Origin of the sequence: Patulibacter sp. SYSU D01012, from assembly GCF_017916475.1 — a bacterium.
Lineage (GTDB): Bacteria > Actinomycetota > Thermoleophilia > Solirubrobacterales > Solirubrobacteraceae > Patulibacter.
Map to the genome: position 1 here is coordinate 1,361,868 of NZ_JAFMTB010000002.1, position 19,131 is coordinate 1,380,998.

A 19,131-nucleotide genomic window follows, 5' to 3' on the forward strand; every position below is an offset into this window, starting at 1 on the left:
CGAGAGCGTGGGAAGAGGGCGACGCAGTAGCGACAAGCGAGGGCGGGCAACGTCGCATCGGCGAGGAAGGCGAGCCCGTAGAGCCGACGGCGACGTTAGCTGGTGCCGGCGGTCGGCAGTCGGCGTCCGCCCTGCACGCGTCGTGCAACCGCACGCGCGTGCCCCTGCCTCTTCGCCGCTGACCCGGCGGCCCGGTGGCCGGGTGGCCCGGTGGCCGCTGCCTTTCGGCTCCCTGGATGGTGGAGTGCTCAAGAGAGACGCGCACGCCCGGCCTCCCAGCACCGCTGTGCAACCGAGGTCCGTGCTGTTGCCAGCGGAACAGCTGCGCCGGATTGCATAGGAAAGTTGGGCGCCCCGTCCACAAGGCCGACGCCATCACCGCTGCGTGCGGGTCTCGACGTTCGTCGCGGGCTCGGCCTGTGGCGTGCCGGCTCATCATGCGGCGGTCTCTTCCGCGGTTCTCGAGTGCTCTAGTGGGCGCTCGATCCGTCACCTACTGACGCGGCATGACGAGACCGACGAAGGAGGACGTGTGCACAGTTCTGGAGGTGGCGGAGCTGGTCATTGTTCGACGCGAACGGTGGTGCTGTACGTGCATCGCGGCGAGATCCCGGCGGTCCCGTTCGGCGCCCGTCTGTTGTTCGTGGAGTAGCAGGTGGAGGTGGCGCTCCGCAGCACGGGGCCGGCTTTCCCCGCGGCGACGGCCACCTGAGCCAAGGCCGCGAAAACCGCCAGCCCTATGGAGCGGCGACCCTGATGGCGGTGTTGCACGAACAGATCGGCGGAGTTTGGCCTAGGCGTTTCCTGGGCGCTCCCATGGCCGCCAATCGCGCGGGTTGCCGCGTGCGGGACCTAGTCGATCCGGGCTTCGATGCGGTCCAAGACGCGTGTGAGTAGGTCGGCGAGGAGCACGTACTCTGCGGCCTCGACGGAGTCGGCCCATTCGACCTCGGTGTGGGCGATGATGTTCCGAACGGCGCCGAATGCCCCGCTGAAGAGTTCCATCGTCCCCGTGTTCTCCCCGGCGTCGGCGTCCGGGTCAGCGAGCGGCCCACCGTCCGGCGAAAACGCATGGCGCATCAGGGGAACGCCGACGAGCAGTCGGCCGTTCTTACTACGGGGCGCTCCCGCTAGTCGCCGTACGCGGGCCTCGACGCTGCGCAGCCCGACGAGGGCTGCCTGTTCGAATGCGCCGACGGCGACAAGTGGCCGGACTTTCTCGGCGAGCGTCTCATGGAGGTCGACGCCGAGCCGGCGGGTTGCGCGGGCGAAGGCCACTGCGTTTGGGCCCTTCTGTTGAACCGTTCGCCCCCACGGGGTGAGCTGGTACACGTCGGCGCGGCTGTCGTTGGGTTGAGACCTGTCGGCGGGCGGCCAGTTGACTAGGAGGCCACTGTTCACGAGGTGTTGGAGGGCGCTCGCGAGGTTAAGCGCCTCGTCGCTGTGGCGGCTCAGCACCGCGCTGGAGTGCGTTGCCACCGTGCTGGCACTTCTCGGCTCGGCGATCGCCAGGAGCGTCGTCGCGATGTAGGTAGATCTTCTGAAGGGTCGAGCGGCGTCGAGCTCGGGCAGAATCAGGAACGCCAGCTCGGCGGCCGGGCAGTCCCTGACGAGGTCGAGCGTCAGGGCGGTGCGGTACATCAGGCGCGGTCTGCTGGTCGCGCGGCCGGGCTACGCGCCACGGGCGGCAGCGTCGAGGACCGTCCCTGGATCGACACCCGAGATACGTCGGTACAGGGCAAGCGCCGACGCCTCCGTGAGTCCTGCGACGAGGTCCGTGACCAGGCGGTGGCGTGCAGCCGGGGTCTGCGCCGACTTGAGACGGGGGCGGTAAGCCGGGGGCAAGAGCCGCGCGTCGCCGCCAGGTTCCGTCGCTTCAAAGTATGTCTCGTACAGCCGGTTGATCACTTGCCGGCGGCCGCTCTGAAGGACGGCGAGAGACGGACGCTGGATGACGTAAACCCACGTCAGTTCTTTCAGGACGGCCACCTGCCGCTCGGCATCTTCTTCGATCCTGAGCCACGCGCAGTTCGGGTCGGTCGGGTCGTCCTCAACGGAGATTGCGTTCAGGTAGGAAGTGATCAGGCTGGATGCGAAGTCGCGAAGTGCGGCCCGCTGGTCGACGCCGCCGTCGTACGCCTCATCGATGAGGAAGCCGGACAGAGCATCCTGGAGGGCACCGATGAGGCCGTCGATGTCGTCCTTGCCTCGTTCCTCAAGGCCTTCCCGCAGCCGAGCGATTTCGGAGCGGTTACCGGCAGCCAGGCGGTCGAGAGGCACGAGGCCGGCCCGGAAGAAGTCATCCACATCGTGGACTGCGTAGGTGATGTCGTCGGCCCAGTCCATCAGGCGCGCGGTGAGGGACGGCTGGTCAAGCGCCGAGTCCCGGCGGGCCCAGTCGAACGCCTCGACGTCTTCTACGTACGTGCCCCACTTCTTGTTCTGCGCTTCGACATGCGGACGTCGCGCCCACGGGTACTTGAGCGCACCGTTGAGCGTTCGGCGGGTGAGGGCTAGCCCAGGGGCCGGTTCGCGGATGGCGAGACGGGTAAGGATGCGGAAGCTCTGGGCGTTCCCTTCAAAACCGCCCGAGGGATTGAGGCGCTCGAGAGCTTCTTCTGCCACGTGGCCGAACGGTGGGTGCCCGAGGTCGTGGGCGAGCCCGGCGGCTTCTGAGGCGTCCGGGTCCAACGAGCTCACGAGCCGCGCGGCGTTCCCAACGATATGCGCCTGGTCGACGCCAAGAAGGAGCTTCTCGGTGCTTCTCCGTGCCAGCTGTGCGACTTTGAGCGAGTGGGTCAGCCGGGTGTGAAACGCGTGCCCCAGCTCGGGCTCGGTCACCTGCGTCACCCCGCCCAGCCGCTGGAACGCCGACGCGTAGAGGATGCGGTCGCGATCACGTTGCCCACCGGTGCGATAGCGGCTTCGAGGCGCGTCGTTCGGGACGGGTCGTCCCCCCGCGGTGGCGCCTTCTCCCCGCGCCAGCGTGGCGGGGATGCGATCGTCTAGGCGGAGCTTCTCCTCATCCGTCGGGACCCGGACGGGAACGCGCATAATCAGGCGTGTTGCGACGACACGCGGACGCGGTGCCGACTGTCGCTATCGAGCTGGCGCTCGGCGACGAGTCGCCCCAACGCGATCATGAGGACGGTGGGCGTGGCACGCTCGGCGATCTCAGGGTCGCTGAGCTCGCGCGGCGACCACCAACGATCCGGCTCCGACTTCGCCCGCTCGTAGATGGCAGCTCGCGCCTGCGTCACCGCGGCAGCCAGCTCTGTCAGTTCGGCTTCGTCACCCATGCTTGCTCCTCCTCGCTCCCGTTGTACCCCGTATCGGACTACGAAAGGCACCGTTCGCAGAGCCACTTATAGATCTAGTACCGGACAGACCAGGTGAACCGTCCCCTTAACGCCGACGCCCGCCAGTCGGGCGAACCGGCGCTTGGCCCCCGTAGCCGCGCCGGAAGACACGCCGCGCCCATAGAACAAGAGCGCCACTCGCCCCAGACGGCGACGCTGGCGATCCTGCCCGCCTAGGGGTGCGCCAACCTCCGCTCGCACGACTTGGCACGGCGCTCATGGCAGACCGCGTCGATCCCTGCGGCCAGCACCACAGCGCCAAGACGATCACGACACCTACGCCCATCTTCCCGGCGGTCAGAGAGCTGCCGTCCGGCTCCCGCGGGTCAGCTCCGAGGCGCTGCAGCCCCGCATGACGCACGTGCCGACGGACAACAGCACCACGCCAGCCAGCACGAGCGACAGACCGTAGACGCCGGCGTCCAGAGCCGCGAGTCGGTCGGTTGACGAACGCGCCGATCCCGCCAGAGATGCGTCCGGCGAGGCCGCCACGTCCGCAGCGATGGATTGCCAGCTCCCGCGATCACCGTACGCGCAGGGGCGTGTATGACGCGTCCGGGCTTCACGGCGACGTTGTCGCCCTTCGCTCCCATTCTTCCCATTCCTCCCATCTCGGGGCGCTATAAGGCGCCGACCAGGGCAGCGCCAGACGATCGCGTGTCCCGGGCATCCAGCCACGGCGCACGCGGACCCGCCAGTTGCCGTCGTGCGTTGGACCCGGGTGCCGAGCCTCGCCAGCGGCCGCGGTCGGCCTGGACCCCGCGGGCCGAAAACCCCTGCATTTCCCGCCTGCCTTCACCGTACGTCAGTACGCTGCGCGTATGGCCGACGGAAGCGCGATCGAGTGGACCGAGGCAACCTGGAACCCAGTCACCGGCTGCAACAAGGTGTCGCCGGGATGCGCCCACTGCTACGCGGAGACCTTCGCCGAGCGCTGGCGCGGCGTCCCCGGCCACCCGTACGAACAGGGCTTCGACCTGCGTCTCTGGCCTGAACGCCTGGGAAAGCCACTCGAGTGGAAGCGACCTCGCCTCATCTTCGTCAACAGCATGAGCGACCTGTTCCACGAGGAGGTCCCGGTCCAGTTCATTCGACAGGTCTTCGACACAATGGTCGAGGCGAAGCACCACACCTTTCAAGTCCTCACGAAGCGCCACGAGAGGCTCGCCGACATAGCGCCCGAGCTGCCCTGGCCCTCGAACGTGTGGATGGGCGTATCGATCGAGAACCGACGCTTCGTCAAGCGCGCCGATTACCTGCGTCGGACCCAGGCCGCAGTGAAGTTCATCAGCGCTGAGCCGCTTCTGGGCAAGCTTGAGGGTCTGAACCTCGACGGGATCGACTGGCTGATAGCCGGCGGCGAATCCGGACCTGGGTACCGCCCGGTCAAGCTCGAGTGGGTGCGCGACATCCGCGACCGAACCACTGAGGCGGGTGTCGCGTTCTTCTTCAAGCAGTGGGGCGGCCACCGACCGAAGGCGAACGGACGCGAGCTCGACGGTCGGCTGTGGGACGAGATGCCGGGAGGCCCTGCCGTGCGCGCAGCCTAGGCGACGAACGCCAAGCGGATGCGCGGGTCCTTATACGTTCGCGGATGGCGCCCCGCGGGCGCCCACACCACTCGCATCGTCCCGGCTTTCTCTGCCGGCGCGAGGACCGTCTTCTTCAGGTGCTTGTCGTCCCGATACGGGGTGTCGAACAAGGTGTAATCGAGGGCGTCTGCGACCGTGAAGACGTCTGTTCCGAAATGGCGCCGGAGGCGCCGGTGAAGATCGCCGTAGTCCGGCTCCGGAGCGAATAGCGTCTGCTGAGCCGCATCGGTGGTATCGCGGAATCGCGTGCCCCCCTGGGGGTCAACGTCCCACATGGCCTTCTTCATTCGGCGTAGGCCGACCGGGCTGTTCGTCCCGAAGATCATCGTATACGTGTTGTGCCCCGAGGCCGGCGTGATCTCGAACCAACGCACCCAGTCGCACTGCAGGAGCCTCGCGATGGCGTCCCTGATGGCTCCACGGCGGTCGCCCGGCACCGACGCGACCTCATCCCAGTCGATGTGCGGCTCCATAGCCGCCAGGCGGCCACGAAACTCGGGAGTATCGACGAACCGATTGATGTAGTTGGTCGGCACGTAGAGCAAGACCTCGCACCGTCTGACCGCGACGATCTGCGCGGCGGTCATCGTTGCTTCACCGTCTGCTCCGAACGGATCGATAAAAGCGAACACGCCGGGGTTCCGAAGGCCCGAGGCGCGCTCGGCGTAAAGATGCGGATAGACCGCCGCGAACTCGCCGACCTTGGTCGTTACGGCAGCCTTGGGGAAGCGCCGTTCGATGAGTCCCTCAAGATGCTTGACGCGTCTTGCGTCCTCGTCGATGAACCAGAACTGCACCCTCGCCCTGAAACGGGAGCCGTGAGCCGCTCGTGCCGCCTCGTAGCGGCTGAGCGCGATCAAGGGTGACCCCGGTTCGCCAGCCCGATACTCCCCCGGCCCTGCGAAGCCGTCCACGAACACGAGGTCCCCGGGCGTCTGGCCCAAGATTGAGAACCACGCATCGAGGTACTTCTCAAGCAACAGGTGCTTAGCAGCGGTGTGAGGCTGGTAGTCCCAAAGGACGCTTCGCGGAGCCGGCATCTAGGGAGTCCAAGAGCGATGAAACATCGGCATGCGCTCACGGTGTACGACGCGGCCCATCCGATTCCTACCGAAAGCACCCCCGCCGCATGCAGCTACTTCGACTCGTCCGGGCGCTCTCGTGCGCCCGGGATAGTAGAGCGCCTACGCGCGGTTGCCGTGGTTCCCGCTGCGATTCGTCGGGAATGGTGTAACCGCAACTATTCGCGCTGGAGGTAATTGCGGCCCTGCGGGTAGAACGTCTCGACGCCTGCGTCGATCAGCTCGTTCACCTGACGGCCCGTCAGGGGGTATTGCAGCTGCTCGACGCCAGGGGTGCCGATTTCGTCGGCGCGGCGGTCGAGAAGGTCAATGATCTCGACGGCACGGCGGCTCGAGTCGCCGCGCACCCGGAGTCGTTCGTGCAGCTGACGGCCGCCTTCCGCCATGTAGCGGTACCAGCGGCCTTCGCGGGCGAGGTTTGGGTCCATGGGTGGACCTTGACGGTCGCCCGCAGAGGTCGCTAGGGGACCGGCGGGATCTCGTCGCCCCGCAGAAACGCCTCGAGCGCCGGCCGGAACACCAGCCACCGCGCACCCAACCGCCGCGCACCCGGAAGCTCGCCAGCCCGCGCCAGCTTGTAGGCGCCGGAGGTTGAGATGCCGAGCAGCTTGGCCGCGTCCGCAACAGTCATTACGTCTTCGCGGGTGAGGCCCATGCGTTCTTCCGCGCGTCGAGTCCGGGGCTGGTGCAGGCAGCGATCGGCTGCCCGCCCGGGGTCCCTCGTCTTCTACCTCAGCCCGCCGGTGAAAGCCAGGGCGCGACGGTCGACTTGCAGCTTGTCCTCGAGCGCGTGCCAAGTCTTCGCCGTGGCGCGGTCCTGGTGCGCTTCCTCCCCCGCGAGGGCGTCCGTAGCGTTGCTGACGACGATGTCTCGCAGCTGACCGATGACGCCCACGTCGCCGATGGAGACGTCGCCGCCGCTCACGGCCTGGAGCATGTGGCGCAGCCGGTAGATCCGCTCGAGGCTGTCGATCGTGGTCCGCAGCTGGCCGAGCGGGGCGTCGGCCTGCAGCTCCGGCATCAACATGACGAGCTGGTCGCCGAGGATCGCGCGCTCGGCAGCGTTGAGGGTGACCTGCGTCGGCAGGTCAGCGGTGATGGTGCTCATTGGGTTCTCCCTGATCGGAGACCCGTCCGGTGCAACGAGGAAGCCAGTGCGTGCATGGTCGACTGATGCCGAGTACCGTGCATGCCGCTTCGAAGCTGATCCTTCGGGGCCAGCCCCCTGGACGTTGGCGCGTCGCAGGGGGCACCTTGGTTTAGCGGTGGCGGCATCCTACGCACGCCACCCGGCGGAACGCAACAGACGTCTTAGGCGACCTGCGTGTCCGGCGCTTCGCTCGCGGCGGGGGCAGCACCGAACGCGGTGTTCATCGCAGCGATCGCACTGTCCTCCACCTTGCCATGCAGGTACCGGTTCGTCGTCGACAGCTGCGCATGGCCGAGAACGTCACGGACACTGACGAGCGGCATGGACCGCGCCATGATCGACCCGGCGGCGTGCCGGAGACCGTGCAGCTTGATCGGCCGCAGGCCCGCTGCTGCGCACGCCCGCTTGTAGCGCTTCCGGAGCGCGGAGTCATCGAGGCGTCCGCCGGCGCGGCCACAGAAGACGTAGTCGTCGGCCTCGGTGCAGTACGTCCGGCTGATCGCGCGGGCCAGCGCCTGAGCGCCCTGCTGGCCGACAGGGACGAACCGGTCGCGGCCCCCCTTCGTCGATCCCTCCACGCCCGCAGAAACGGCGCGGTGGACATGCAGGACGGCACCGGATAGGTCCGGCTTGAACGTCACGTCGGCGATGCGCAGCGCGAGCGCTTCACCGAGCCGGATGCCGCTGTAGAAGAGGGCCCGGAAGACCTCGGCGTCCTGGCGGTCCTCGGCACGCCGCCATTCGACCTCGTCGTCACCGAACGCGAGCGGCCCAGCTGCCCGTGTGCTCTTCGGGCGCTGCAGGCCGGCCTCGCATGCGCGGGCTAGAGCTTCGACCTCTTCGACCTCGTAGAAGTCGAGACGTGGCGCCGGCGGCTCCTTGCGCTTGTCGGTGCTGGCGACCGGGTTCGACGGCAGCTCGTGGGTGTCGGCGCGCATGCCGTAGGCGAACACCGAGTGCAGGACCGACCGGTACTTGTTGACCGTCCGCGGCGTCAGCGCCGGGCGGTCATCCTTGTCGGTCTCGTTGTCGAGTTCGCGCAGCCACTCGGACACCTCTCGGGCGGTCACGTCGGCCGCGGGTCGGTCGCCGAACGCGCGCATGATGCGGCCGGTGGACGTGCCTGAGCCGCGAACGTGGGCGTTGCCGGGCTCGCGCAGCATCGTCTCGAGGTCCCGGATGGTCGACGGCTTGGCGCGCTTCACGTTCCGCTGCCAGTCGAGGAAGTCGCGGGCGAGCGTTCGGACGGTCAGCACATCGTCTTGGGCTGCCTGCTCGAGCTTGTGCGTGCTCTCTGCGGTGACCGCTTCGACCATCGCCGCGGCCGCGACGTGCGCCGTCCGCGGGTCGAGCGAGCCGTCCGGTGTGCGGCCACGGCGCTTCTTCCACCCGCCGTTGCCGTCGGGCTCCACCCATGCCGGCCCAAGGCGCCGCTTCACCTGGCGGGAGTCGCCACTTGGCTGACGCTCGCGCCACTTCGCTTCGTAGAACGGCGAGCCGTTCGGTCCGACGCGGACTATCAGCGACGGGGTCGTACTCTTGATGCCTGACATGGCGCCTGGTCTCGTCGTGTCCGCGCCCCCGGCGACTGCAATCGCGCGGGGGCTTTCCTTTGCCGCTTCGACGACGAGGGTACCAGCGGAGTCGGCGGTGGGTACCAAGCGAGGTGGGTACCAGTCCGGGTACCGAACTCCGGCGGATCACCAGCTCCAAAAGGCGTTTTGCCAGACCGTACCTGACCAAAGCTAGCGTTCCGGACGGCCTCCTTCGGTCTACGGAACCGAAGGTCATAGGTTCGAATCCTATCGGGCGCGCTCCACGAAACCCCCGCAAACGCGGGGGTTTCGCCGTTTCTGGCGGCCGCCGCCAGATGCCCAATGAGCGATTGGGGACCAAACGGCACCGTCGACGACGACGTGCGCGCCCCGCGCCGGTCAACAGGACTGCGTCAGCTTTCAGCGAACGACAGGCCTTCGTGCCGAGCTGCCCGCAGGAGATCGTCGACGAAGCCGTGCGCGTCCGCGGCGTCGGCGTCCCGCTCCTGCTCGTCTGCGAGCGTGAAATCCGCCGCCCGGCTGGGACCGAGCCCGTCAGGAGCATCGAAGTCACGGCTGAGCAGCGCCAGCGCGCGTTGCACGACCTCGGCGTCTCGCTCGGCGTGTCGCGCGAGCCCCCGCGCGATCGCATCACCGCGGCCGTGCGTGTGGCGAATCACGTAGACGAGGTCGTAGGCGTCCTTCGGCTCGGCACGGTCGCCGAAGGCCAGCGCCTTGAGGACGACGAACGCCGCCGGCCCGCAGACCGGGATTTCGCGGGAGACCCGCTCGCCGTTGAGGGTCTGGCCGTCGAGGCCGACCAGGACACGCTCGTCGAAGGCGAGTTCGACACCGCGCGTGAGGAGCACGCCGAAGTCGGGCCGCAGGGGTTGGACGCTGCCGGGCCGGTCGTGCGGCGACGGCGGTTCCATCAGGAAGTCGATCGTGACCTTCAGCGCGCCCATCCGCCAGCGCTGCAGGGTTGGACGGTCCGCCTTGTTGGTGTCGGCCTGGAAGCCCTCGGCGCGCAGCCGGTCGGCGATCTCGGCGTAGCGCTGCTCGTCAAGCAGCGCGAGGGCCAGGCCGATGTCGAGGTCGTTGGTGCCGGGGTGGATGTCGTCGTCGCCAGCGTCGTGCCGGCCGGCGTCGATGAGCAGCGCCGGCACGAGCCCGCCGACGATGCAGACGTCGTCGAGGTAGGCGCCAAGCGTCACCGCGACGGTCAGGCAAGCGGCCTTGACCTGTTCGAGCTCGTCCTGGCCGTAGCCGGAGCGGTGGCGAGGCTTCTCAGACACTCCGCCTCCACAGGGAGTTGCCCGCCCGCAGCTCCTGGGCGGCCTCAGCGGCACGCTCGGGCAGATGCAACAGGTCGAGGTAGACCTGCACAGGCGCGACGCAGGGTAGGCCGTCGACGTTGCCGCTGCCGTCGAAGACGCCACGGTCGTCGGGGCCGATCAGCTGAACGTTGGCGCCCCGGTCGTTGCGGCGCAGCTCCAATGCGTCGGCGGCGTCGCGGGGGTCGCCGGCGACGTAGACGCTGATCAGACGGAAGCGGGCGAAACCGTCGAGCGCGTAGGCGGCGGGCAGGCCGGTGAGCGCGTGATCGACCCCGGCACGCTCGAGGCGGTCGTGGACGTCCTGGGCCAGCTGCAGACCGGTGCCGGTGAGATGCCCAGTCTGGATGTCGTGACGGTCGAAGCGGTACTCCTCGGCCCAGGCGTCAAGCAGCAGATCGGGGTCACGGGGCCGAAGGAGCGAGCCGTCGCGCTCCAACAGCTGCCCCTCGGCAAGGCGCTTGATGATGCGCGACACACGGCCGGGATCGAGGTCGGTGCTGTCGCTGAGGTCCTTCTGGCGCCACCACCGCGTCGGGTCGAGCAGCAGGGTCCGCGCGACGCGCGAGCTCTTGGGCGCGAATGCCGAAGCGGGCCGGCCGGGTCGAGGGAAGGCGTTCGGACGTCCCTGGACCCAGATGTGCAGCAAGTCGTCGCGCAGGTGCGCGTTGCCAGACAGGTCGATCCAGTTGATTCGTCGCTCGTCGGCTGTGCGCGCACCGGCGCTGGTCATGAAGGGCACCACGAGCACGCCGCGCACGTCCGGGTCGGCCTGCGCTTGGAGCTGCTCCGCGGCGGCTGCCACGATGCCTGGGCTGCTCGAGCTCTTCAGCTGCACGAACCACCGGCGGCCGCCGGCTTCGATGATGAGGTCAGCGCCGGAGTCGGCCCGCTCGACACGGCACGAGGTGTCGATGTGGGGCTCGTCGAACAGGTCGGCGAGGAGCCCGGGGAGCCGGCGCACCGCCTCACGTTCCATTGCACGTGCTTGCATACAGACTCGGGCTGCCTCGACGGGGCAGTTCGACAGTATACGCAGAAAATGTCTAAACGTCACGACTTGCACGGCTGAGCAACTCGTGCGGTTAAGACAGGAGCCGCGGCCGCGCCAGCGGCTCGGCCAGCCTCACGAGATCTCGGGTCGGATATCGATGTGGCCGTTCAGCGGCGCGGTGAGCATCCCCCGTGACCGCGCCCTTGCCGACGTCGCGCGCCGCGTCGCGCAGACGGACGAGGCGACTGCGCTCGTCGTCATCGAGGCCGGGTCGACGATGCGCTCGTCGATGAGAGCAAGCAGAGCGTCCGCGGGCCGACCGGCCCGCGGACGCCAGCAGGCTCAGGCGCCGCGGCCGCGGCTGACCCGCACCGTCTTCGCGACGGTCTTCCCGCCCTTGACCGCCACGGTCGTCCGCACCGACAGGGTGCGGCCGCCGGCCAGGGTGCGGCGGGCGCGCGCGGTCAGACGGACGGTCACCGACGTGGTGCCCGGTCGGGCGGACCGGAACGTCGCCGTGCCGACGGTGACCGTGCGCCCGCCGATCCGGGCGCGCAGGCGGACGGTGCCCGAACAGCGGGCCGTGCCCGTGGCGCGGCAGCGGAAGGCCACGCGCACCCGCCCGGTGCGGCTGGCCGTGATCCGGCGCGCCAGGCCGGTCAGGCTGACCGCGGGTCGCGGCGCCACCGGCGCCTGCTTCACCGGCGGGGGCAGCGTCGGCGTGGCCGGGATCGTCGGCGTGCTCGGCGGCGCGGGCGTCGTCGTCTCGCCCGTGCCCGTGCCCGCGACCGGCGGGTCGGTGATCGTCAGGTCGGCGTGGGACAGGTCGAAGAAGACCCCGCCCACCGCCTCGACCTTCAGCCGCGCCGTCGTGGTGCGCACGTCGGCCGGCAGCGTCACGGTGGCGGTGCCGTCGTTCGGCGTCCGCTCGGCCAGCACCGTGGGGAACGTGCGGCCCCCGTCGGTCGACAGGCTGATCCGCACGTCGCGCACGTTCACGCGCGCGCCGTCGGTGCCCGCGACGTCCCAGGCCACCGGCAGGCCCGAGCCGGCCGCCGCGGACGACGGGGTGGCCTGCGACGTCACGCGGAACGGGCCCGCGGTCCGGTCGATCCGCACCTCGGTGTCCGCCCAGGACACGCCCCCGCCGCCGGTCCGGGCGTCACGCGCGGTCAGGCGGAAGTGCATCCGGGGATCGGACCCGATCCGCCCCACGTAGTCCGCCGTCGGCAGGAACTCCGAGAAGCAGTCGACGATCGCGACCGGCACGGGATCGGTCTTGCCGCCCGTCGCCGTCGTCTCCGGGCACGTCCCGGTCGCGGCGTTCGTGGTGCCGGACGCGATCTGCTCCAGGTCCGGGAACGTGCGCGTGGGCTCCGCGCCCGCCCGGTTCTGGCCCGGCGACGGCGACTCGAGGGTGCCCTCGGGCGTCACGTCGGCGCGCCGGGAGAACATGCGGAAGAGCGGGCCGGTGGTCTTGACGTTGTTCAGCAGCGCCGTGCCGCCGGCCGCGCTGGCGTCGTTCTGCTCCCACGTGTACGTGAGCGCGTCGCCGTCCGGGTCCTCGCCCGCGCCGGTCAGCGTGAACGGCGTGCGGACCGGCAGCCAGACCGACGCCGGGGCCGTCACCGACGGCGCCCGGTTCGTCGTGCGGGTCGCGAGGCCGCCGTTCGTCTGCGCTCCGCCGTGGACGGTCTCCCCCGCGAAGCCGCTGACGTCCCCGGTCACGGGCTCGACCTGGATCGTCGGCCGGTCGCCGGTCCCGCGGAACGCGACGGTGAAGCCCTCGGGCCCGAAGGCGGGCGGGTCGACCGTCCCGACCTCGAGCGACGGCACCACCCCGAACGGCGTCACGTCGACGTCGACGCCGACCGCGGCCAGGCGCGCCTCGACGGTGGCGGCGGACAGGTCCTCCGCGGCGATCGGCGCGGTCGGACGGCCGTCGTAGCGCAGGCGGAACGCCGTGCCGGGCGCCACGCCCCGGAGCGACACGGTCTGCACCTCGGGCAGCGGATCCCGCGCGGAGGCCGCGTACGCCGAGATCTCGGCGATCGACCGCTGGGAGAAGTACGGGTCGGAGTGCGGCTGCAGGTTGTCGGCCGCGCAGATGCCCGCGTACGCCATGACCGAGCTGCCGGAGCCCGGCTCGACCGAGGTGCCGGGCGCGCCGGGGCCCTCCGTGCCGGGATCGTCGTTGCGGTTACCGGTCGAGCAGTTGAGCTGGGTGCCGGCGAACGTGTGGTTGCCGCTGAACTGGTGACCCATCTCGTGGGCGACGTAGTCGACGGCGTAGAAGTCACCCGTCGGCGTCGGGATGCCGGTGCAGCCGATCGACTTCAGGTCGGATCCGACGGCGTAGAGCGCCGCGACGCCGCCGCCCGACAGCCCCAGCGCGATGTGGCCGAGGTCGAACTCCTCGTCGCGCATGAGCTGCGGGACGGCGACGGCGTTGCGCTCGAGCACGGTGCCGCAGTCGACGTCCTGGTCCGGATCCTCGAGCGGGTAGCACGGGGCGCTGCCGCACGGCCCGTCGGGGCCGTACATCTCGGCGTCCGAGTCGAGGTTGAGCGCGTCGCCGCTCTGGTCCTGGCCGGCCCCGGGGCCCACGTCCACCGCGCGGTTGGCGAGCACCAGCCGGATGGCGAGGTCGTCGTTGTAGACCTGGTTGACGCGGTTCATCAGGACGGCCTTCGCGTCCAGGACGTTCTCCGCGCCGAAGTAGCGCGCGTAGCTGGGGTCGCTCACGAGCGCGACGCGGTAGCTGCGCTGCGTGACGGCGCCCCCCGGAGCGGCGAGCGCCCCGGCGACGCTCGGCAGCTCCGGCAGCCCGGCGCGCAGGACGTCCTCGTCGGGCTCGGTGAGCGGGCCGTGCGGGTTCGGGCCGAGGTCCTCGCGGCGGTACGCGACGTACAGCGCGCGGCTCCCGCGGTAGTAGGGGTCGACGTACCAGGCCCCGGACGGGCCGACGACCGACGCGTGCAGGCCCAGGCGGGTCAGGCTCAGGCGCACGGAGGTGCGCGGATCGTCCGTCGCCACGCCGGCGTACGTCGCGATCTCGGGGTGCGCGCGGGAGAGCTCGTCGTCCAGGACCGGGGCCTGCTGGACCGCGAAGCGCCGGTCGCGCCCGTCGGGACCGGGGACGGTGACGGTGAGCGCGTCGCCGCCGCGCCGGGCGGTGGGCCGGGCCGGCGGGGCCTCGTCGAGGACGGCCTGCAGCGCGGGCTGGTCGACGGTGAAGGCGTGGAAGCGCCGCGGGTCGACCTCGCGGGCGTGGCCGGCGCGCTGCGCGGGCGGCGTGCCGGGGACGGCGGTGTAGGCGTCGGCCGAGCGGGCTGCGGGGCCGGCGGCGGACGCGGTGGTCGGGACGGCGGCGGCCAGCGCGCAGCCGAACACGACGGCGAGCGCGCGGGGTGATGGTCTCATGGGGGTCCTTCGGGTGAGGGAAGCGCCGGCCGGGACGCCGGCGACCGGGCCAGCCTACGGCCCCGCCGGGCGCCCGTGGCCCTCCCGACGGCCAAGCGCCGGCCCGGACGTTCGGCCGACCGTCGAGCCGCGGCGGGGCCGGCGTCTGGCCGCACGGTCGAGCGTTCCGGCGCCCGGCGATTTGCAACGCCCCGAAGGCTGTGAAACCCACCGGGCCCGCCGATGACGGGAGCGATGGACCACGGACGCGAGCGAGCGGAGTTCTACGGCGGCGGGCCTGCCGACGGCGCGCGACGGCCCGTCCCGACCGGACGGGCCTACGTGGTGCTGCTCGAGACCCTGCGACCACTCGTCGGCCCCGACGACGAGTACCCGGCGCACCTGTACTCGCGCCAGTCCGACGGCCGCTACCGCTACGTGGGGCCGGTGCCGGGCGAGCGCCGCTCGCCGACCGTCTGACCGGCGCCACGACGACGCCGTGGCCGGCGGCGGCGGGGGTCGGCGGCGGGCGTCGGCGGCGGATCCGCCCGGCGCGATGCCGACGCCCGACGCCCGACGGGCACGACGCCCCGGGCGCCGCCCCTACGCCGCCCGCGGGACGAGCTCGAGCGCCTCGCGCCGCATCACCTCGCTGCCGCGGCGCTCGCACAGCGGGCACACGTAGTGGACGAGGTACCAGCGCGCCGCCCCCTCCTCGTCCGGCTCGAGCGCCCGCAGGCAGCTCGGCCAGGCCGGGACCGGGCCGGCGTGGTGCTCGCAGCGCAGCGTCACCGGCCAGTGCCCGCGCTGCATCGAGCGCGCCCACAGCCCCGGCCCGGCGTCGGGATCGCGCCCCATGCGGCCGGTCATCAGGTCGTAGTGCGCGCCGAACGTCGCCGCGACCGGCAGCCAGTCCAGCTCGGCGCTCGACATCAGCGCGCCGTGCTCGTCGCCGCACGCGCAGCGGTACGTGACCAGGTGCGCGGGCGGCGCGGCGGGGCCGGGCAGCCGCCGCACCCGGCGGAAGGCGCTCAGCCGCAGCACCTGAGGATCGCCGGAGGCGCCGCAGGTCGCGTCCCATCCCCCGGCCAGTGCGTCGAACGTGTGCATGACCCAGGATATGCGCCGCACGGGGCGCCGGGGGACGGGCTGCGCGTACGAGCTACGCGGCCCGGCGCTGGACGCCGGGCCATGGCGTCCAGCGGCCCGTCCGCCGCGCGTCGGCGCGGCGGACGGTCGGCGTCAGGCCGCGGCGGGGGCGGGGCCAGCGCCGGGCGTCGCGGCCGGGTCGTCCTCCAGCCCCTCCTCGTCGCCCGTGTACATCGCCGGCGGCTTGCGGGTGAAGCCCCGGGTGAGGAACAGCAGCCACAGCAGGCCGACGACGAGCCACAGGCCGCCGATCAGGAACGTCTTGCCGGACAGGTTGGTCCACAGCCAGATCGTCACCGCGAAGCCGACGACCGGGATGGCGCCGAAGCGCAGCAGGTCGGCGCCCGACCGGCGCCCGCCGTCGATGAGGTAGTGCTTCGTCACCGACAGGTTCACGAACGAGAACGCCAGCAGCGCGCCGAACGAGATGATCGACGAGACGGTCGCCAGGCTCAGGACGAGCGCGAGGAAGCCGGCGGCGCCGACGACCAGGTTCGCCGTCACGGGCGTGCGGTAGCGGTGGTGCAGGCGCCCGAAGACGGGGCGCGGCAGGCTGCCGTCGCGGCCCATCGCGAAGAGGACGCGCGACACGCTCGCCTGCGCGGCCATCGCGCACGCGAACGCGCCGGCGACGTACGTGGCGGTGAAGAACGAGTTGAGCAGGTCGCCGCCCGTCGCCTTCATCACGTCGGTGGACGCGACGTCGGCGTGGTCCGCGAAGGACTGGTAGTCCGGGAAGACGAGGTGGCCGGCGTAGGACTGCAGCACGTACACGCCGCCGCCGACGAACGTGCAGAGCATGATCGCCCGCGGGATCAGCCTGCGCGGGTCGCGGGTCTCCTCCGAGAGCGTCGACACCGCGTCGAAGCCCAGGAACGACAGCGCCAGGACGGCGGCGCCGGCGAACACGGCGCCCGAGTCCATGCCGGACTCGAAGAACGGCGCGGTGAACGACTTGACCTCGACGTCGCCGGTGATCTTGCCGATGACGAGCGCCACGAAGACGACGATGAAGATCAGCTGCGCGACGACGAAGACGAGGTTCATGTTCGCCAGCAGCCGGACGCCGAGGATGTTCAGACCGGTGCAGAGCACGATGGCCGCGACGATCCAGATCTCCTGGGGCACGCCCGGGAAGTAGTCCGTCATGTACAGGCCGATGACGAGGTAGTTGATCATCGGCAGGAACACGTAGTCCAGCAGCAGGCCCCAGCCGACCATGAAGCCGATGCCGCGCCCGAACGCCGAGGACGCGTAGGTGTACGCGGAGCCGGCCGTCGGCCGCGCCTCGACCATGCGCCCGTAGGAGTAGGCCGTCAGCAGCATCGCGACGATCGTCACGACGTACGCCGCCGGCAGGTGCCCGTTCGTCTGGTCGGTGACGACGCCGTACGTCGTCCAGACGGTCAGGGGCACCATGTAGGCGAGCCCGAAGAAGACCAGGGCGGGCAGCCCGAGGACGCGCTTGAACTGCGGTCCTTCTTGATCGCTGGCGGTGGGCGCGGCGGCGCTCGCGCCTGCGCCCGGGGTGGTACCGACGGTGGTGCTCAAGGACGTATCTCCTCCGGAATGGGGCCGCGTGGGGCCGGCCGTCCGGGGGACGTCTCCAGGAGCGAGACGCTACGAGCGGCCGGTCAGTGTGTCGCAGATCTCAGAAACCATAAGGCGCTGCGCGGCGAAGGCCAAATCGTTTTCGGCCGCGGGCCACGACGAGCACGCCGCGACGACCACGCCGGCGTCCCGATCCACCGCGACCAGCTGGCCGTGGATGCCGCGGGCGACCGTTCGTCCATCGAGCGTCCACCACTGCGCGGCGTAGCCCGTCGTGCCGTCGCCGTCGGCCGGCCAGGCCCGCCGGCCCCACGCCGCGGCGTCGCCGCGGCCCAGGCCGGCGACCCACGCCGCCGGCAGGACCCCCCGGCCGCCGTCCAGGACGAGCGCGCCGATCCGGGCGTAGTCGCGGACCGTCGCGCACAGGCCGCCGCTGGCGACCGCGACGCCCACGGGATCGACCGCCAGCTCGGCGTCGGCCTCGGCCCCCATCGGGGCCCACAGCTCGCGCGCCAGCAGGGTCGCGAGCGGGGCGCCGCCCGCCCGCTCGACGACGATCCCGAGCAGGTCGGTGTTCGGCGACGCGTACTGGAACGCGTCGCCGTGCCGGCGCCCGTCGGGGGCGGGCGGGATGGTCGCCAGGTAGTCCAGGATCGTCCGCGCGGGGGCGCCCTCGCGCGGCGGCGCCCAGCCGCAGGCGATGTCGTAGCGCCAGAACTCGACGACGTAGTCCTCGACGAAGCCGGTCGCGGCCGTCATGTCGAGCAGGTGGCGGACCGTCGCGCCGGCGTAGCCGCCGCTCGCGATCTCGGGGACCAGGTCGGCGACCGGCGCGTCGACGTCCAGGTCGCCCCGCCCGACGAGCACGCCGGCCAGCAGTCCCAGGACGGACTTCGCCACCGACTGCGACAGGTGGCGGGTGCCGGGCGTCATCCCGTTGGCGTACCGCTCGTGGACGAGGACGCCGTCGTGGAGCACCACGAGCCCGTCGAGGTCGGGCGGGCTGGCGAGCGCGTCGAGCGCGGCGACCGGCCGCACCGGCCAGGCCCCCGGGGCGTCTCCCGTGGGCACCGGCACCGTCGGCACGACCTCGCCGACGTGCTGGTAGCTCCAGCGGTTCCACGGCCCGATCTGCCAGCTCTCCAGGGGTGCGCGCTCGTCCGGCATCCGCGCATCGTAGGGCCGGACCGGCGCGGGCCGGTGCGCCCGTGGGCGCTCCTCAGGTGGCGGCGGCGAGCGCCTCAGCGTGCAGCGCCTTCGCCGCCTGCACGATCATCGCCACGCACACCTCGACGTCGATCGCCGTCGAGTCAAGCATCAGGTGGTACAGCGACGCGTCCTTCGCGTCCGCGCCGTAGAACTGCCGCAGGTACTGCTCGCGGGCGCGGTCCGTCTGCTCGAGACGGCGCTCGGCGGTGGCGCGGTCGACGCCCTCGATGGCCATCGCCTGCCGGACGCGCCGGTCCGCGGGGCCGCCGAGCCGCACGTGGAGCGTGCCGGGCCGGTCCTTCAGCACCACCTGGCCGGCGCGGCCCAGGACGACGCCCCCGCCCGCCGCGATCCGCTCGCGGATCACGTGCTCGGTGGCGTCGGCGACCGTCAGCTGGCTCAGGTCGACGTGCATCGGCGTGCCGACGACGGCCGGCCCCAGGCTGGCGAACGAGTGCAGCAGCCGGTCGAGGGCGTGCGGCGGGCACTCGTCCTGCTCGAGCGCGTCCTCGAGCGGCATCGACAGCCGCTCGGCCACGCCGGTCGGGATCGCGCGGTCCAGGAACGGCACGCCGAGCGCCTCGGCCACGCGGGGGCCGATGACGCTGCCGCCCGCGCCGTACGGCGCGGAGACGGTGACGACGGTGGGGGGCGACGTCGTGCTCATGCGCGAACGCTACCCGCGGGGCGGGCGGGGAGCAACGGCGGCGCCGGCCTCGCCGACGACGTCGGCCCGCGCCCCGCCGCACCGCGCCGAGGTGGGGCAGAGCGTCC

17 protein-coding genes and 1 tRNA gene are annotated in these 19,131 nt (G+C 71.2%); 3 read left to right on the forward strand and 15 right to left on the reverse strand.

The features are described from left to right. Positions 1-852: 852 nt before the first annotated feature. The 3 genes from J3P29_RS15710 to J3P29_RS15720 are packed head-to-tail and all read right to left on the reverse strand — an operon-like array spanning position 853 to position 3,299. Positions 853-1,641 carry a TIGR02391 family protein gene (locus J3P29_RS15710; RefSeq protein WP_210494878.1) on the reverse strand — a complete coding sequence of 263 codons (789 nt, stop codon included), beginning with the start codon at positions 1,639-1,641 and terminating at the stop codon, positions 853-855. Between the two features lie 30 nt (positions 1,642-1,671). Continuing rightward, a complete protein-coding gene (gene dgt / locus J3P29_RS15715) occupies positions 1,672-3,054 on the reverse strand; it encodes a dGTP triphosphohydrolase (protein ID WP_210494880.1) in 1,383 nt (460 codons plus the stop codon). A 2-nt stretch (positions 3,055-3,056) separates the two neighbouring features. Beyond that, positions 3,057-3,299, reverse strand: coding sequence for a hypothetical protein (locus J3P29_RS15720; RefSeq protein ID WP_210494881.1), 243 nt, complete (start codon positions 3,297-3,299; stop codon positions 3,057-3,059). Between the two features lie 881 nt (positions 3,300-4,180). On the opposite strand from J3P29_RS15720, the gene J3P29_RS15725 reads away from it, so the two are divergent. After that, on the forward strand, positions 4,181-4,909 hold the full coding sequence (locus tag J3P29_RS15725; protein WP_210494882.1) for a phage Gp37/Gp68 family protein: 729 nt from the start codon (positions 4,181-4,183) through the stop codon (positions 4,907-4,909). Here J3P29_RS15725 and J3P29_RS15730 read toward each other — a convergent pair. From J3P29_RS15730 to J3P29_RS15750, 5 genes are all read right to left on the reverse strand, one after another. Further along, positions 4,906-5,991, reverse strand: a complete 1,086-nt coding sequence (locus tag J3P29_RS15730) for a three-Cys-motif partner protein TcmP (RefSeq protein ID WP_282600100.1) — start codon at positions 5,989-5,991, stop codon at positions 4,906-4,908. The genes J3P29_RS15725 and J3P29_RS15730 overlap by 4 nt on opposite strands. Positions 5,992-6,191: 200 nt before the next feature. Next, positions 6,192-6,461 carry a hypothetical protein gene (locus J3P29_RS15735; protein WP_210494885.1) on the reverse strand — a complete coding sequence of 90 codons (270 nt, stop codon included), beginning with the start codon at positions 6,459-6,461 and terminating at the stop codon, positions 6,192-6,194. 32 nt (positions 6,462-6,493) lie between these two features. Beyond that, positions 6,494-6,688 carry a helix-turn-helix domain-containing protein gene (locus J3P29_RS15740; protein ID WP_210494887.1) on the reverse strand — a complete coding sequence of 65 codons (195 nt, stop codon included), beginning with the start codon at positions 6,686-6,688 and terminating at the stop codon, positions 6,494-6,496. A gap of 72 nt (positions 6,689-6,760) precedes the next feature. Continuing rightward, the gene (locus J3P29_RS15745; RefSeq protein ID WP_210494889.1) at positions 6,761-7,141 is read right to left on the reverse strand and encodes a hypothetical protein; all 381 of its coding nucleotides are present in this window, start codon (positions 7,139-7,141) and stop codon (positions 6,761-6,763) included. A gap of 203 nt (positions 7,142-7,344) precedes the next feature. Beyond that, positions 7,345-8,736: a tyrosine-type recombinase/integrase gene (locus J3P29_RS15750; RefSeq protein ID WP_210494891.1), complete on the reverse strand. Its 1,392-nt coding sequence runs from the start codon at positions 8,734-8,736 to the stop codon at positions 7,345-7,347. A gap of 195 nt (positions 8,737-8,931) precedes the next feature. On the opposite strand from J3P29_RS15750, the gene J3P29_RS15755 reads away from it, so the two are divergent. Then, positions 8,932-8,997 (forward strand) — tRNA-OTHER (locus tag J3P29_RS15755). A 134-nt stretch (positions 8,998-9,131) separates the two neighbouring features. Here the strand turns inward: J3P29_RS15755 and J3P29_RS20890 are convergent. The 3 genes from J3P29_RS20890 to J3P29_RS15770 all read right to left on the reverse strand — a co-directional run bounded on the left by J3P29_RS20890 (position 9,132) and on the right by J3P29_RS15770 (position 14,469). Next, the gene (locus tag J3P29_RS20890) at positions 9,132-10,013 is read right to left on the reverse strand and encodes a nucleotidyl transferase AbiEii/AbiGii toxin family protein (protein WP_210494894.1); all 882 of its coding nucleotides are present in this window, start codon (positions 10,011-10,013) and stop codon (positions 9,132-9,134) included. Beyond that, positions 10,006-11,031 (reverse strand): type IV toxin-antitoxin system AbiEi family antitoxin, encoded by a 1,026-nt coding sequence (locus J3P29_RS15765; RefSeq protein WP_210494896.1) that lies wholly within the window; start codon positions 11,029-11,031, stop codon positions 10,006-10,008. Before J3P29_RS15765 ends, J3P29_RS20890 begins: the two co-directional genes overlap by 8 nt. Positions 11,032-11,388: 357 nt before the next feature. Then, on the reverse strand, positions 11,389-14,469 hold the full coding sequence (locus J3P29_RS15770) for a M12 family metallo-peptidase (protein WP_210494898.1): 3,081 nt from the start codon (positions 14,467-14,469) through the stop codon (positions 11,389-11,391). A gap of 234 nt (positions 14,470-14,703) precedes the next feature. On the opposite strand from J3P29_RS15770, the gene J3P29_RS15775 reads away from it, so the two are divergent. After that, entirely contained in the window at positions 14,704-14,928 is a 225-nt protein-coding gene (locus J3P29_RS15775; RefSeq protein ID WP_210494900.1) for a hypothetical protein, read from the forward strand. A gap of 123 nt (positions 14,929-15,051) precedes the next feature. On the opposite strand, the gene J3P29_RS15780 is transcribed toward J3P29_RS15775, so the two are convergent. The 4 genes from J3P29_RS15780 to J3P29_RS15795 form a co-directional block, all read right to left on the reverse strand. After that, positions 15,052-15,558 (reverse strand): hypothetical protein, encoded by a 507-nt coding sequence (locus J3P29_RS15780; protein WP_210494902.1) that lies wholly within the window; start codon positions 15,556-15,558, stop codon positions 15,052-15,054. A 132-nt stretch (positions 15,559-15,690) separates the two neighbouring features. Continuing rightward, positions 15,691-17,148, reverse strand: coding sequence for an APC family permease (locus tag J3P29_RS15785; RefSeq protein ID WP_210494904.1), 1,458 nt, complete (start codon positions 17,146-17,148; stop codon positions 15,691-15,693). Positions 17,149-17,217: 69 nt separating this feature from the next. Next, positions 17,218-18,315 (reverse strand): serine hydrolase, encoded by a 1,098-nt coding sequence (locus J3P29_RS15790; RefSeq protein WP_210494906.1) that lies wholly within the window; start codon positions 18,313-18,315, stop codon positions 17,218-17,220. 52 nt (positions 18,316-18,367) lie between these two features. Next, positions 18,368-19,024 (reverse strand): cytidylate kinase-like family protein, encoded by a 657-nt coding sequence (locus J3P29_RS15795; RefSeq protein WP_210494908.1) that lies wholly within the window; start codon positions 19,022-19,024, stop codon positions 18,368-18,370. Positions 19,025-19,131: the final 107 nt, after the last annotated feature.